This is a genomic window from Patescibacteria group bacterium (assembly GCA_018819405.1).
GTDB lineage: Bacteria > Patescibacteriota > Patescibacteriia > UBA1558 > GWA2-36-10 > XYD1-37-29.
The window spans coordinates 759,399-773,403 of sequence record JAHJQF010000001.1; the positions used below are offsets into that span (position 1 = coordinate 759,399).

At 35.6% G+C, this 14,005-nt stretch carries 15 protein-coding genes; 6 read left to right on the top strand and 9 right to left on the bottom strand.

The annotated features are described in order from the left end of the window. Positions 1–18 precede the first annotated feature (18 nt). Complete coding sequence (gene fmt, locus KKH39_03895) at positions 19–960, bottom strand: methionyl-tRNA formyltransferase (GenBank protein MBU1203151.1); 942 nt, start codon at positions 958–960, stop codon at positions 19–21. Beyond that, the gene (gene def / locus KKH39_03900) at positions 944–1,444 is read right to left on the bottom strand and encodes a peptide deformylase (GenBank protein MBU1203152.1); all 501 of its coding nucleotides are present in this window, start codon (positions 1,442–1,444) and stop codon (positions 944–946) included. Before def ends, fmt begins: the two co-directional genes overlap by 17 nt. Positions 1,445–1,556: 112 nt before the next feature. On the opposite strand from def, the gene KKH39_03905 reads away from it, so the two are divergent. Beyond that, the gene (locus tag KKH39_03905) at positions 1,557–1,808 is read left to right on the top strand and encodes a hypothetical protein (protein MBU1203153.1); all 252 of its coding nucleotides are present in this window, start codon (positions 1,557–1,559) and stop codon (positions 1,806–1,808) included. Further along, entirely contained in the window at positions 1,809–2,117 is a 309-nt protein-coding gene (locus KKH39_03910) for a hypothetical protein (GenBank protein ID MBU1203154.1), read from the top strand. 48 nt (positions 2,118–2,165) lie between these two features. Here KKH39_03910 and amrB read toward each other — a convergent pair whose 3' ends face one another. Further along, the gene (gene amrB / locus KKH39_03915; protein ID MBU1203155.1) at positions 2,166–2,954 is read right to left on the bottom strand and encodes an AmmeMemoRadiSam system protein B; all 789 of its coding nucleotides are present in this window, start codon (positions 2,952–2,954) and stop codon (positions 2,166–2,168) included. 5 nt (positions 2,955–2,959) lie between these two features. Continuing rightward, complete coding sequence (locus tag KKH39_03920) at positions 2,960–4,447, bottom strand: hypothetical protein (GenBank protein MBU1203156.1); 1,488 nt, start codon at positions 4,445–4,447, stop codon at positions 2,960–2,962. 169 nt (positions 4,448–4,616) lie between these two features. Here KKH39_03920 and thpR point away from each other — a divergent pair, with 169 nt between their 5' ends. Genes thpR through KKH39_03940 form a run of 4 tightly spaced genes read left to right on the top strand, consistent with a single transcriptional unit; the run spans position 4,617 to position 8,670 of the window. Continuing rightward, positions 4,617–5,168 carry an RNA 2',3'-cyclic phosphodiesterase gene (gene thpR, locus KKH39_03925; protein MBU1203157.1) on the top strand — a complete coding sequence of 184 codons (552 nt, stop codon included), beginning with the start codon at positions 4,617–4,619 and terminating at the stop codon, positions 5,166–5,168. Between the two features lie 38 nt (positions 5,169–5,206). Next, positions 5,207–5,962: a WecB/TagA/CpsF family glycosyltransferase gene (locus tag KKH39_03930; GenBank protein ID MBU1203158.1), complete on the top strand. Its 756-nt coding sequence runs from the start codon at positions 5,207–5,209 to the stop codon at positions 5,960–5,962. Then, positions 5,943–7,367 carry a glutamate--tRNA ligase gene (locus KKH39_03935; protein MBU1203159.1) on the top strand — a complete coding sequence of 475 codons (1,425 nt, stop codon included), beginning with the start codon at positions 5,943–5,945 and terminating at the stop codon, positions 7,365–7,367. Before KKH39_03930 ends, KKH39_03935 begins: the two co-directional genes overlap by 20 nt. Before the next feature lie 46 nt (positions 7,368–7,413). After that, positions 7,414–8,670, top strand: coding sequence for a peptidoglycan DD-metalloendopeptidase family protein (locus KKH39_03940; GenBank protein ID MBU1203160.1), 1,257 nt, complete (start codon positions 7,414–7,416; stop codon positions 8,668–8,670). Between the two features lie 538 nt (positions 8,671–9,208). Here KKH39_03940 and KKH39_03945 read toward each other — a convergent pair. From KKH39_03945 to KKH39_03965, 5 genes are all read right to left on the bottom strand, one after another. After that, positions 9,209–10,165: a tyrosine-type recombinase/integrase gene (locus KKH39_03945; protein MBU1203161.1), complete on the bottom strand. Its 957-nt coding sequence runs from the start codon at positions 10,163–10,165 to the stop codon at positions 9,209–9,211. Between the two features lie 86 nt (positions 10,166–10,251). Next, complete coding sequence (locus tag KKH39_03950; protein MBU1203162.1) at positions 10,252–11,076, bottom strand: FtsQ-type POTRA domain-containing protein; 825 nt, start codon at positions 11,074–11,076, stop codon at positions 10,252–10,254. Positions 11,077–11,127: 51 nt separating this feature from the next. Then, positions 11,128–12,222, bottom strand: a complete 1,095-nt coding sequence (gene alr / locus KKH39_03955; protein MBU1203163.1) for an alanine racemase — start codon at positions 12,220–12,222, stop codon at positions 11,128–11,130. After that, positions 12,222–13,469: a serine--tRNA ligase gene (serS, locus tag KKH39_03960; GenBank protein ID MBU1203164.1), complete on the bottom strand. Its 1,248-nt coding sequence runs from the start codon at positions 13,467–13,469 to the stop codon at positions 12,222–12,224. The genes alr and serS overlap by 1 nt, the downstream gene beginning before the upstream one ends. Before the next feature lie 5 nt (positions 13,470–13,474). Further along, complete coding sequence (locus tag KKH39_03965) at positions 13,475–13,957, bottom strand: peptidylprolyl isomerase (protein ID MBU1203165.1); 483 nt, start codon at positions 13,955–13,957, stop codon at positions 13,475–13,477. Positions 13,958–14,005: the final 48 nt, after the last annotated feature.

The following is a 14,005-nucleotide window of genomic DNA, read 5'->3' on the forward strand; positions in this document are numbered from 1 at the left end:
AATGCCCTATGAACAAATCTAACTAAATTTTTGAGACAAATATTTAAAGTAGCCGCGGACAAACTCTGCGGCTTTTAGTATCTTTTTATTAGCTGGCTGTAGTTCCAAAATTTTCAATGATTTTTCACTTGTACCAACTACCAAATCATTATTTATTTCACCAGGTGTCAAAGCAATATCTACTACTTCTGTTTTTAGTATTTTGATATCCAAATCTCCCAGCTTGGTATAAGCTGACGGCCAAGGATAAAATGCTCTGACTTGATTATGAATTTCTTGAGCAGATTTTTGCCAGTCAATACGCCCGTCTTCTTTGCTAATCATTTTACAATATGTTGCTTTATCGTCATCCTGAGGTAGGGGACTAATTTTACCAGCCAAATAATCTGGTAATTTTTCTGACAATATTTGAGCTCCTATGATAGCCAATCGCTGCGATAGTTCAATATAGCTCTCATTAGGGTCTATTTTGACCTGAATTTGGCCTAAAATTGGCCCGTGATCCATTTTTTTGTCCAGTTGCATAAGTGATAGCCCAGTGGACTCAAAACCTCTTAAAATAGCCGTTTGAATAGGACTAGGACCGCGTAGCTCAGGGAGCATAGAAGGATGAATATTAATAGCTGGCAACTGAGATAAATCGAGTATTTCTTGAGGAATAATTTTACCATAAGCTACTACCAAAAAAGTAGCCGGCAAATATTTCTTGAGAGCATTAGTAAAAGATTGATCCAGTTTTTCTGGTTCCAAAATAGCTATATTGTTTTCCAAAGCATATTCTTTGACAGGGGAGCTAGCCATTTTTTTACCACGTCCGGTCTGACGATCAGGTTGAGTAATGACCAAAGACAAAAATCCCAAATCATGAACAGATTTTAAAGAAGGCAGCGCAAACTCTGGCGTGCCCCAAAAAATTATTTTTGTACTAAGTGAAGTTAAAGTGTTATTTTGATTGAGCATCAATTTTCTTTTTTAGATCATCTAATATTTCCTGACCTTTGGTAATTTTACTAGCCCGATCAATAAATAATATTCCGTCCAAGTGATCTACCTCGTGCTGTATGACTACCGCATCCATACCTTTTACTTTTTCTTTGACAACATTACCATCTAGGTCTTGATATTTTACATGAATTTTTTTAGGACGAGATACAAAGCCAAATATTTGAGGCAGCGACAAACAGCCCTCTTCACTACTAGCCTTATCTCTAGAGCGATAGGTGATTTCAGGATTTATATAAGACTTATATTTTCCTTGACCAAGACCCAATACAATTATTCTTAGGCTTTTAGACACCTGCGGACCAGCTAGGCCAATACCATCGTCTTGATACATAGCTTCAGACATTTGCTCAGCCAATTTTTTCAGATCATCATTAAATTCACTAATTTCCTTAGCTCTTTTACGTAAAATTGAATCTGGATATTTAGCAATATTTAGCATATCTAATACTATAATATAAAATTGCTTTTTTGTCAATCCTAAACAACTATTTATATGACTTACAGGACAGACCACTAATGACTAAAAAACATTTATTTGCTAATATATTAATATGCAACAAATAGCTGATATATTCAAAGATAAAAAAGACATAAAAAAAGCCCCGGCCTACCAGTGGCAAGATTTTGCTCTCAAAATTATAGAGGAATTGGGCGTGCCAAATTTCAAACGCAATTCGGTCTTTAAAATTTGCAAAGACTATGACCGAGTATTTGTAGAAAAATGTCTAGATGACACCAAAGAGTTGGCACAAGGAGGCGACAAATGGAAATATTTTTTTAAATTAATTGCTAATAAAAAATAAATGACTCAAGAACAAGAACGAAAAATTTTAAAAATAATCTGGTATTTATTAATTAGTTTAGTCCTTGGTATTTTTCCATACCTGTTAATAAGGCATTTTGAAATTTTTGATTGGTCTGAAATGGGGCCTTTTACAAAAGTTCAACTGGTGATTCTAATTTTGCAAATTTTTCTCATTATTCCTCTTATAAAAACATATGACCGAAAAATGCATGATCAATTAAGTATTGATAAGCTACGAGCTAACGTCGTTATTAGTTTTCTGGTCGCAGTATGGGTTTTTCTTTATATTTTACTTTTTGATTTTTGAAATTATATTACCAAAAAACCCGCCGAGCTTCTCTCGGCGGGTTTTAAATTAGAATTTAAAATGCTCAACTAAATATCCTATACCAAACGGCGCTTCATAGCTCAGTTTTTCCGGTTGATAGTTGAGCTCTTTTATTATTCCCAAAAGTATAATCAAAGATCTAAGTCCACATTCACCAGCCTCTTGGATAAGCTCAGGGTCTATATGTATCACACCACTTATATCTTTTTCTTCCAAAAGTTTGATAAGTGTTTGATCAAATTCTTGCGCCCTTGGTGAATAACCAGCCGGAGAATCCTGATGAAGCCTGTGAGACAAATCACCAGAAGCAATTACAGCGATTCGTTTATCAGATAGATTAATCTGACGACGAATTATTTCTCCAAACTTTATATGGTCTTCATATGACAAGCTAGAATATCCCACACTAACTATTTTTACTCCGGGTAAATGTTGAGCCAGATAAAACAGTGGCACAGAACTTCCATAATCAAGATCCCTATCGGCAGTCAAAATCAAAGGAAAAAATTCTTCACATGATTCTTTAATTTTATAGCCAAAGCCAATCTCATTGCCAAAATCTATTTTGGTCACCAAATCACCAAAGTCCTTAAAATTGACTGTTAAATTTGGATACTGATTGATAGTAAAAAAATCTCCACCTTTTTTGTTGGCATGTGGGGATATTACCAATAAAACATCCGGTTTTACAGAATACAAATCATTCTCTAGATGCTTCAAAGACTCTATAGTATCTTTTAATTTATCAATGTTTTCTTTGCCCACCTCTGGGATCAAAACCGGAGAATGAGGGACAAAGGCTGCAAAACTAATCATTAAATTTATTTAACAGAGGTTAATTCTTGACTTGGTAATGGCTCACCAATTTTGTGTAAATTCATCAGTTTGGTGGATACAGTTTTAACATTAACCCAAGAATAGCCTAGTTTTTCAAAAGTATAAGCATCAGGTATCCAACGTTTATAGCCATCTGATATTACATATACACTGCTGTCAGTATCTTTTTTAATCAAGGTGCCATCAGCCAGTTTTATTGGGGTAGATAATGGAGTTTCTTCCAAAGTCTTAGCAGTCACTACTTTTATTTCCAGTTCTGGATAGTTCAAACCTATTATTTCCGCATCTATTATCTGGTGTTTTTTACCGTCCTTTACTAAATAATAAGTTTCACTGTCCATGGCCTGCCATATTTCTTCAAACGGACTGGCGTTAGTTGCTAGATCTTCACCGTTTTGATAATAAGCTAATTCAATATCAGTGACTGGTTCTACCTCAGCTGGATTAAAACCTAGTTGACGGAAAGCTTCGTCAGACACTATCAAGCGTTTAGTCAAACCATCTATCAAATATTTTTGACTAGCTGGTGATTCAAGTACAGAATAATTAGCATGGGCAATAGGGGCTCCGTTTTCATAATTGTTTAGATCCTGCCCGTCAATCAATAAGACTTTGGCTGGGTCATATCTGGAGATAAGCGAGCTCATATCAGCAAAGGCTCTTTTCTGGCCATCTTCAATTAAATATATTGTGCCGTCCTGGCTATCTTTGGCTTTTACCAAAGCCCCGTCAGGGAAAATACCAAGTAATGTTATGATTGGAGGAATTATTTCACCTGGCTCACCACCAAAACCAAACTGAGACCATAAAGTGGCAAACAAACTATTGCCATGCACATGCGGAGTGTAAAGATACATAGCGGCTGTGATGGCATTTGCCGGAGTGACTACTGTACCTTTTGAAGTACAGGGCAAAAATGGATTTGGGTCATCAGCACAAGCCGGCTGACCAGGTTTCCAGTTGTAACTATAGATATTGTCTACAAACCACCTAAATTGTTGAGCAGCTGCTCTGACTTGTTTACCAAATCCGCTAGTACGAAAGTCACAACCTCCACTATCAGGACAAGCATAACCCATAGCATATTTAAGTTGGTTTTCCACAATATCATGGTCGGTTATCAAACTCATTTCTTTTTCTAGCATAGTCAAGAGAAATTGTGGATTTACTTTTGACTCTTGGGCAGAATTATATATAATCTCGGCCGCTGTCCTAGTCTTAAAATACTTTTTATCAGGATCAAGTGCCAGTTGACTAGGTGAAGGATTATTACCCATATATGTATAATCAGCCAAATAACTATTTTTTGACTCTAGCCAAGTTTGTATATCATCAGTATCCATTGTCTGATAATTGTTGAACTCGGCATCTGAGACAATATTATTATAATCTACTGCCGCTTGAGCAAAAATAGGAAATATAAAGAAAAACAAAGCTAAAATTGGTATTTTCTTCTTGAAAAAATAAGTCATGTTTTTAGGTTATTTATTATTTTTAGTTTATTTATTATAGCAAAAAAATCAACATCTGACCATTGATTTTTAAAGGCCAATAAGCTAAAATCAAAGTATGTCCAGTAAAAAATTCTAATACTAGCTAATACTGGGATAAAATAAAATAACTATTGATTTCTAAATGGGCATGGAAAACAAACGACTTTTTATATCTTTGCCCCTAGACCCGGTACTTGCCAAAGATATTAGCAAAAAAATACAAAACCTAAATCTGCCTGGGGATAAAATAAAATTTATACCTGAAGAACAGCTACATTTAACTCTCAAATTTTTGGGGGATACACCACTACAAAATATACCGGCCTTGATAGACGTTTTGGAAAATATAGAGACAAATTTTGAATTTTTAGAATTAGAAATAGAAAAAACTATAATATTTAACGAACGCCAGCCAAAAATACTGGCTATATCCCTAAAAGAAAATGAAAATCTCACTAGATTATACCAAGAGATAGAGGAGCGCCTTTTTGACGCTGGCTTAGCTCACAAAGAAATCCGAAACTTTAGACCCCATGTTACTGTCGCTCGTGTCAAAAAAAGTGCTGATTTTTCTGAATTTGAAGATTTTTTGAGCTGGCAAATACAAAAATCTTTTAATTGCTCACATTTTGATTTACAAGAAAGCTCCCTGAGTCGTTTGGGACCAGAATATACTGTCTTACAAAGTTTTAATTTATAAACACACAATTTTAATTAATTTTTAACTGCTCTAATTAGGTGAAAGAATATAAAATCTTAGATATAAAAGTTCAGACTATACCAGAGCACATATTAAAAATAAAGCTCCAGGATTTTTTGACTTCTTACCAGCAACATCAGATAGTAACCGCCAATCCGGAATTTGTGGTGGCTAGTCGCAAAAATGACCAATTCAAAGATATTATAAACAACGCCAGTCTCAGCACAATTGATGGTTCTGGTATTATTATGGCCCTGCAGTTTTTGGGATATGATATTTCTTTAGACGACAGACTGACTGGTGTCAGACTCAGTGAAATATTGATTGACATGGCCGTAAATAAAAATTATAAAATTTTGTTTTGTCTGTACAGTAAAGGCATGACCAAACCCGACAAATTTTTTATGAAAATAAATGAAAAATACCCAGCCTTAGATTTTCAAGTAGCTGATGAAAAAACTGCCCTGGACAAAGCCAGATTATTCGGCCCACAAATAATCCTAGTAGGCTTCGGGGCACCAAAACAGGATATTTGGATAAATAAAAACATCTCAAAAATTCCTAGTGTCAAAATAGCAGTAGGTGTAGGCGGGACATTTGATTATATGTCTGGTAAAATAAAGCGGGCACCCAAAATTTTTCGTAGTCTAGGACTAGAATGGTTTTGGCGATTACTTCGCCAACCTTCGCGAATTTTTAGGATAAATCGTGCAGTAATGGTCTTTCCTTATCTTATAATAAAAGACAGAATTTTAAAGAATAAACAAAAAAAACATGGAAAAAGTACGAACTAGATTTGCCCCCAGCCCAACTGGATTTTTACACATCGGCGGCTTGCGCACTGCCCTATACAATTTTTTATTTGCCAAAAATCAACAGGGAAAATTTTTCTTGAGAATAGAGGATACTGACCGCGAGCGCTTAGTAGAAGGCGCCCAAGAAAAATTAATTGAAGTCCTAAAAAATATGGGCCTTGATTTTGATGATGAAATAGTAGTCCAATCCACTAGATTAAAACTATACCGCAAAGCCACCGATAAGTTAATTGAAAGCGGCCAAGCCTACTTGTGCTTTTGCTCACCAGAAAGATTGGAAAAATTACGTGAAGATCTCAGCGCCAAAAAACAAGTACCAAAATATGACCGGGCTTGCTGCAATCTGACTAGCGAACAAATTCAACAAAAAATTAATTCCGGAATAAAGCCAGTAGTAAGGTTCAAAATACCTGACAAGCAGATTGTGGAAGCAACAGATAAAGTATATGGCAAAATTTCTGTGAAAACTCAAGATTTAGATGATTTTGTAATACTAAAATCAAATAATTTCCCGACTTATCATCTGGCCAATGTAGTAGATGACCATGATATGAGAATTACTCATGTTATTCGCGGTGAAGAATGGCTACCTTCTTTGCCAAAACATGTTTTGCTATATAATGCTCTAGGCTATGAAAAACCAAATTTTGTCCATTTACCGCTTTTGCTCAACCCTGACAAAACAAAACTTTCCAAAAGACAAGGTGATGTGGCAGTAGAGGACTATCTGAAAAAAGGCTATCTGCCGGAAGCGCTATTAAATTATGTTTCTTTGTTAGGTTGGAACCCCGGTAACGACCAAGAGATTTTTGTGCTCAGTGAGCTAGTGAAAAATTTTTCTTTGGATAAAGTAAATAAATCTGGCGCTATATTTGATGTAAATAAACTAAATTGGTTTAATGCCGAATATATTCGCCTGATTATCAAACAAGCTGGCAAAAGATACGAACAGCTACTAGAGCAAACTGCTAATTTTTTGGACCATCCTGATCGTAGCAAGGATATTTTAAAATTATTTGGCAGCCGTATAAACAATCTTGCCGAACTTGGCAATATGTCCAAATTTTTATTTAAATTGCCAGAATATCAAACCGAGCTTTTGGTATTTAAAAAAAGTGACTGGGAAAAAACCAAAAATGGACTCAATTTATCGCTGGGCGTATTGGGTAAAATATCTCACAGTGACTGGTACTTAGATAATCTTAACAATGCCTTGGAAAATATAGCCAAAAAACATAATCTTTCACCCGGTGATATTTTCTGGCCAATTAGGGTGGCTACATCAGGCTTAGACAAAAGCCCGTCGCCAACCGAGATATTAGAATTTTTGGGCAAAGAGGAAAGCTTGTCTAGGATAAAATTAGCCATAAAAAAAATGTCCTAGAAAATATCAGTAGAATGTGTTATAATATAAACATGCTGATAAAACCATGCTACAGACAAAAATAAAAACCATTAATATTATTTACTTTGGCCTAGCCATTTTTTTGGCTGGTGTTATTTTTTTCCCAAAAAACAACACTTTAGCGGTTGAATATACTCTAGATAACCTAGAATCTGTGGAAACTTGGCAAATTAACCAGGATATCAATGAAAAAAGATCTGAAATACAAGAGCTAAAACGACAGGTAGAAATTTATGAAAAAAATATAGCTGCCAAACAGCGTGAAATTGGTAGCCTTTCCAACCAAATAAGCACCCTAAATGACAGTATTGCTAAAATAAATTTAGAGATTGATGCTGCAGAATTAGAGATTGAAACTTACAATCTAAAAATAGAAAATACCGAGTTAAAAATCCAAGCCAAAGAAAATGAAATCAACGAACAAAAAGAAGTATTGTCTGAGATATTGAGACAGCTCCATCGCCAACAGCAAAAAAATTCTACTATAGAAATTTTAGTCCTAAATAATAGCTTTAGCGATTTTTTGGCTGATTTGGATCGTTTGGAAAATATGCAGGATAACATTGTATCCGGAGTAGAGGACTTAAAAAAAATAATGATAGCCTTAGATACTGATAAGCAGAATTTGGAAGGTGAAAAATCAGAACTTGACGCTCTAAGAGGTATACTAGAAAACAAAATAGGCTCTTTGGATGACCAAAAAGTTGCTAAAAATCAGCTGATGATTGCTACTCGCGGACAAGAATCAAAATATCAACAATTATTACAACAAGCCAAAGAAGATCAGGATCAAGTAAATAACGACATTGTTTATTTAGAAAAAGTAGCCCGAGAAAAACTTAATCGTCAATTACAACTTGAAGGTATCAGTAGTGATGGCCTGATGTGGCCGGTTGCTTCACGACGTGTGACATCTTATTTTCATGATCCAGATTATCCATACCGTAATCTTTTTGAACATCCGGCTATTGATATTGCCTCTCCACAAGGAACACCTATCCGAGCAGTGGAGTCAGGCTATGTGGCCAAGACAAGGGACGGCGGAAAGACCGGCTATAGCTATATTATGCTAGTCCATGGTAATGGTTTATCATCTGTATATGGACACATAAATATTATATCTTGTACTGAAGATCAATTTGTATCCAAAGGTGATATCATAGGTTATAGTGGCGGTATGCCAGGCACCAACGGTTCTGGACCTCTTACCACCGGGCCTCATCTTCATTTGGAAATTCGTTTAAATGGCGTACCAGTCAATCCACTTAATTATCTACCATAAATTTACTTAATATAAAGAAAAGAAAAGCCCTTGACAAAGGGCTTTTTTTATGGTACCTTACTTTTTGCTCTGACTCTTCAGGGCAATGTCAACGTTCGTTTCGGGTGCAAATCTTTGTGGCTCGTGCTATTCTCCTATAGACCTTCTGAATTTGTTCAGAAGACAAACTGTAGCTAGAATCGCGGCTTGACGAGGATTCACCATAATCCCGCTTGCGGGACGCCAACATCTTTGTCTGACATCAGTCACACGGATGTGCTGGGAGAGTGCGTAAAGCTCTCCCTATTTTTTTGCTAAATTTTGATATAAAAAAAGGGGGGTCGCGATCGAGATTGACTCGTTCGCGACCCCCAAGTCAGGTCGTCATAGGCACACCTTCCTAGTTTGCCCTTCAGACAGGACTTGTGATTGCTCTGACCTCGAGACCTCTTAGAACCATTTGGTTCCAAAAAAGGACCATCAAAGGTCCACAGCTTATATATTTAAGCATATATTATAATATTTGTCAAATTTATAATCCTATTTTAGCTAGAATTAGCTATTTTTTAAGAGGGTGAAACTTAGTGTGGACCTTCTCAGCATATCTATCTGAGGCATGAACATAGCGAGTAGTAGTGTCGAGTGACTCATGACCTAGTAGTATCTGAATTGCTGCTGGATTGGCACCATTTTCTGCCAAATAGGTAGCAAAAGCATGTCTGAGCGAATGAGCTGAAATTGGTATATTGATAGAGAGGAGTTCGCGATAGCGTTTTATTTTGTACTGCAAATAGTTGGTAGATATTTTTTTGTGTTTATCACTATTATTGCGGCCGCGGTAGGGTATAAATAGATATGGCGCGTCGTCATGACGAGTTTTAAGATAAGCATTAATAAAATTTATGGCTCGAGCTGTCAAATAGACAAAACGCTGTTTCTTACCTTTACCCATAATATAAATTCGTCCAGTTTGATCAAGCTGCTGACGCTTGAGAGACAATAATTCTGAGATACGCATTCCAGTAGCAAATAGAGTTTCTAGCATGGCGCGGTTACGCAAAGCAATATTGGCATCTTTTTCAAATTTGGATGGAGCTTCTATCAATTTAATAAGCTCGGCCATTTCTGGCACCTGACCGTGTTTTTTTTCAGTCTTAAGAAGCTTGATAGCATCAGCGGTCACTGGTACTTTATAATCCATGTCCACCAAAAATTTTAAATATGCGCGCAGAGATGACAAAATTCTATTTATACTATAACTTGATAATTGTCCGTGACCCTTATGGTCTAAAGCGGTATGACGAGAAGTAGAGGAGAGGTAGGCTTTGAATTTTAGTATTTCCCTTTTGCTAATTTTATTAAAAGCACAATTGACATCGTCTGACAAAAAATTTTCAAAAGTATTTAAGTCCCGTTCATAATTGTAGACTGTCTCAGCAGAGTAGTTGTTGCTCTGAATATTTATCAGAAACTCGTCCAAGAGGGGAAGGGTGTGTTTGTTTTTCTTGTTTGCCATGTTTATATTATATATTAGCAGTTTTACTATGTCAAATTGAGTGTAAGAGTTATTATACTCAGTTCATAATATCAATAATAAAACAGCTATTTAAAATAAACCTTATCCCCGAAGCGTATGTCTATATAATCTATATCTACACCTGCTATATTTTCTGTCAGTACTTTATTCAAATTATCCAGCTGTCCAGCTATGTCTTCGTCCTTATCTACTTTGACATAAAAACCAAGCTTGGTATACAACTCTATAGACCAATCATTATATATAACAATTTTGTTGAGTTTGATATTGGCATCTATTATATCATTCCAGCCCAAATATAGCTGATTAACAATATCTACCTCCTGGTCTGTAAATATTTTATCATCAAGCGGCCTATAATCACGTTTATCCTCTAAAATAAGGTATTTTTCATCCAAAGCGTTTATTTGGCGATTTAAGATGCCTTTGGCATCCAATAGGTATAATGAGTCATCTTTGGACCAAATAAAGTATGAAATTTTCTCTTTAACCGTTACCAGTAGCTTGTCCGGAAACTTTTTTTGAACTGTTGCTTGATCTAAATTAAATTTTTCTATTAGCTGTCCAGCTAGCGGCTCGGTATTTAATAAAAAATAATTATTATTTTTAAAAAATAAAAACTTATTACCAGATAATGCCGGTTCTAATGCTTCTGAGACCTCGTCATAGCTCAAATCATTATTACCGCTTAGTTCTATATTATCTATTTTTAAATATGGGGCTTGAAAAATACTTTGGATAAGTAATATTACCAGAATTATCCAAATAATTTTGACAACTTTTTTACGACTGACATTTTTTTGCTCACTATAATAGCCCCGTTGGACCCTACTAGGACGCCCTGGTAAATGCCTTTGCCATGTTTTTTTTGTCTTAATTTGACCTACCATCTTACTCTCCTCTGAAATTAGTCATTATATATGTGTCGTAAAACATTAAATTTAAACTATTATGCGCGGTAATTTATTATTTATTTTAGTGACCACTTCATAATTAATAGTCTGAGAATGTTTGGCAATATCTTCAGCACTAATACTTTGTTGACCGTCTACACCCAAAACCGTCACTATATCCCCTATTTTAGCCTCTAAGCCACTAATATCAACCATACTTAGATTCATACATATATTACCTCTTATGAGGCATTTATGACCATTTACTAACATTTGCCCCTGATTAGATAATGAGCGACTATAACCTTCGTTGTAGCCAAAGGGCACGACAGCAATCTGGCAATCTTTGTCGCATCTGTATGTACGATTGTAGCCGATTGTATCCCCAGCTTGTAAATCTTTTATTTGAATTATTTTTGTCTTTACTGACATAACTGGCTTGAGCTCTAATCCTAGTTTTTTGCCACGCTGATAAGTAGCCTTGCTTGGCCATAGACCGTAAGTAGACAGTCCAAGTCTGATAATATCAGCTTGACTATGAGGCATACTAATACTAGCAGCCGAACAAGCAGCGTGAATTTTCAGACCTGGTGCAGATTGAGATATTGATGACAATGTGTTCCACTGCTCATTTGAAAAGGCCAAATCTTCTGATTCTGATTCTGCAAAGTGGGTATATATACTATTTAGCTTAAGATTTTTTTTATTTTTAATATAATCAATTGCTTTATTTGCATCGTTCTCTAAAAATCCTAAACGCGATGTCCCAGTGTCAATTTTTAAATTAACTAAAAATTCTTTAGCGAAGCTATCGAGATAATCAATAGTTTCAAAATCATAAATTGGTAATGATATTTTATATTTACTAGCCTTTACTAAATCTGCCTCTACTCTATCAAAATAACTAAGCACCATAACCGGTTTATCAGAAATGTTTTTTACTTCCAATGCCTCGGACAAATTTACCACCATGAATCCGGTGGTAAATTTGTCTTTATCTAAAAGGCTGACTATTTCTTTGAGGCCGTGACCGTAGGCATTACTTTTTACTACTGGCCATATTTGAGAATCAGGAGTTATTTTTTTAAACTGAGCTATATTATGATAAAGATTTTCTTTGTTTATTTCTACCCAATTTATCATTATTTTTTAAAAACTTTTTTATTCAGATATTTCTGCAAAACTTTTGGCACTTCAACACTACCATCTTTTTTCTGATACTGCTCCAAAATTGCCGGAAAGATTCGACTGGTAGCCAAGCCAGAGGCATTCAAAGTATGGACAAATTTATTTTTGCCATCTGCATCTTTGAATCTAACATTACCTCGTCTAGCTTGATATTCTAGGGCATTGGATACACTGGAAACTTCTTTATATATGCCCATGCTTGGTATCCACACCTCTATATCAACGGTTTTAGCCATGGCTGAGCTACAGTCACCAGCTGCCAACTGGACTGTATTGTAATGAAGACCTAAACCTTCTACCAACTGTTCGGCATAACTTACTAGCTCGTCAAAAGATTTCCAAGAATCTTCTGGTCTGGTAAAGTGAAACATTTCAATTTTGTTGAACTGATGACCACGGATCATACCCCTCTCCTCTGTCCGATAAGCTCCGGCCTCACGTCTAAAACAAGTTGAAAATGCAAAATATTTTTTTGGTAAATCTTTGACCTCTAATATTTCTCCGACATGATAATTGCCAAGCATCATTTCACTAGTTGCATTGAGGCACAACTTATCGTCCTCTGTCCAAAACAAATCTTCTTTGAATTTTGGCAAATGACCTGAAATAAAAGCGGAATCTTTATTTAATAGATATGGCGGAATCATAAAACTGTATTCTGGATGACTACGATGAAAATCAATAAAATAATTTAGAAGCGCCCACTCAAGAAGTGCTCCATCTCCAGTATAAGCCCAAAAACCAGCCCCAGACATTCTGGCGGCTCTTTTATAATCTATCAGGCCTAAACTAGTGGCTAATTCTACATGGTCTTTTATTTCAAAATCAAATTTTGGTTGTTTTTGAAAAGTCTTTATAATTTTATTATTTTCTTTACCACCAGATACTACATCATCGGCTGGTAGATTTGGTAAAGCGGACAAACGTTCGGTTAGTTCATTTTCTAGTTTAGCCAAATCATCATCAAATTTTTTTATTTTAATACCCAATGATTTCATCTTCTCAATAGTATTTTTATCAGGCTTTGTCTTTGAGGCCTGATTACGCTTGGCTTGTAAATCTTCTTTGTCCGCCAAAAGCTGTCGGCGATTTTCATCAAGTTTGATAATAGTATCCAAATCCAGATTTTTTTTGTCCATACGCTTAAGTAGGGCTATTTCTACAGCTTTTTTATTTTCAGCAATATACCTTATATCCAACATAAATTTTATCTTATTATTATTTTTTTTATATAATCTCCTTGAGTGATTTTATCTACCACATCCTGACCTTCAATCACTCGTCCAAATATAGTGTGTTTGCCATCAAGCCACGGCGTAGCTTTGTGGGTGATAAAAAATTGTGAACCATTGGTATTTGGTCCAGTATTAGCCATAGATAGTACACCTGGCCCATTGTGCTTGAGATTTGGATGAAATTCATCAGCTATAGTATAACCTGGTCCGCCAGTGCCAGCGATTGGCAAACCACTATCATCTGGAGTATAAACAAAATCTTTACCCGCTTTACCTTTTGTTTGGGGGTCGCCAGTCTGAATCATAAAATCTTTTATCACCCGATGAAATTTGACATCATCATAAAAACCTTTGTCAGCTAACTTTACAAAATTTTCTACCGTAACAGGTACTTTATCATAAAACAAAGCTACCTTAATGTCACCTTTGTTAGTTTTTATAATTGCTTCTTCCATAGTGATTTTTCGCCCAGGGTAGGCCATCATCAAAAGTATGGCTACTAA

What these genes read in the sequence shown, in the direction of transcription:
- fmt (MBU1203151.1), bottom strand. Translation starts at nt 960, where the DNA reads ATGCTCAATCAAAATAACACTTTAACTTCACTTAGTACAAAAATAATT.
- def (MBU1203152.1), bottom strand. Translation starts at nt 1,444, where the DNA reads ATGCTAAATATTGCTAAATATCCAGATTCAATTTTACGTAAAAGAGCT.
- KKH39_03905 (MBU1203153.1), top strand. Translation starts at nt 1,557, where the DNA reads ATGCAACAAATAGCTGATATATTCAAAGATAAAAAAGACATAAAAAAA.
- KKH39_03910 (MBU1203154.1), top strand. Translation starts at nt 1,809, where the DNA reads ATGACTCAAGAACAAGAACGAAAAATTTTAAAAATAATCTGGTATTTA.
- amrB (MBU1203155.1), bottom strand. Translation starts at nt 2,954, where the DNA reads ATGATTAGTTTTGCAGCCTTTGTCCCTCATTCTCCGGTTTTGATCCCA.
- KKH39_03920 (MBU1203156.1), bottom strand. Translation starts at nt 4,447, where the DNA reads ATGACTTATTTTTTCAAGAAGAAAATACCAATTTTAGCTTTGTTTTTC.
- thpR (MBU1203157.1), top strand. Translation starts at nt 4,617, where the DNA reads ATGGAAAACAAACGACTTTTTATATCTTTGCCCCTAGACCCGGTACTT.
- KKH39_03935 (MBU1203159.1), top strand. Translation starts at nt 5,943, where the DNA reads ATGGAAAAAGTACGAACTAGATTTGCCCCCAGCCCAACTGGATTTTTA.
- KKH39_03940 (MBU1203160.1), top strand. Translation starts at nt 7,414, where the DNA reads ATGCTACAGACAAAAATAAAAACCATTAATATTATTTACTTTGGCCTA.
- KKH39_03945 (MBU1203161.1), bottom strand. Translation starts at nt 10,165, where the DNA reads ATGGCAAACAAGAAAAACAAACACACCCTTCCCCTCTTGGACGAGTTT.
- KKH39_03950 (MBU1203162.1), bottom strand. Translation starts at nt 11,076, where the DNA reads ATGGTAGGTCAAATTAAGACAAAAAAAACATGGCAAAGGCATTTACCA.
- alr (MBU1203163.1), bottom strand. Translation starts at nt 12,222, where the DNA reads ATGATAAATTGGGTAGAAATAAACAAAGAAAATCTTTATCATAATATA.
- serS (MBU1203164.1), bottom strand. Translation starts at nt 13,469, where the DNA reads ATGTTGGATATAAGGTATATTGCTGAAAATAAAAAAGCTGTAGAAATA.
- KKH39_03965 (MBU1203165.1), bottom strand. Translation starts at nt 13,957, where the DNA reads ATGGAAGAAGCAATTATAAAAACTAACAAAGGTGACATTAAGGTAGCT.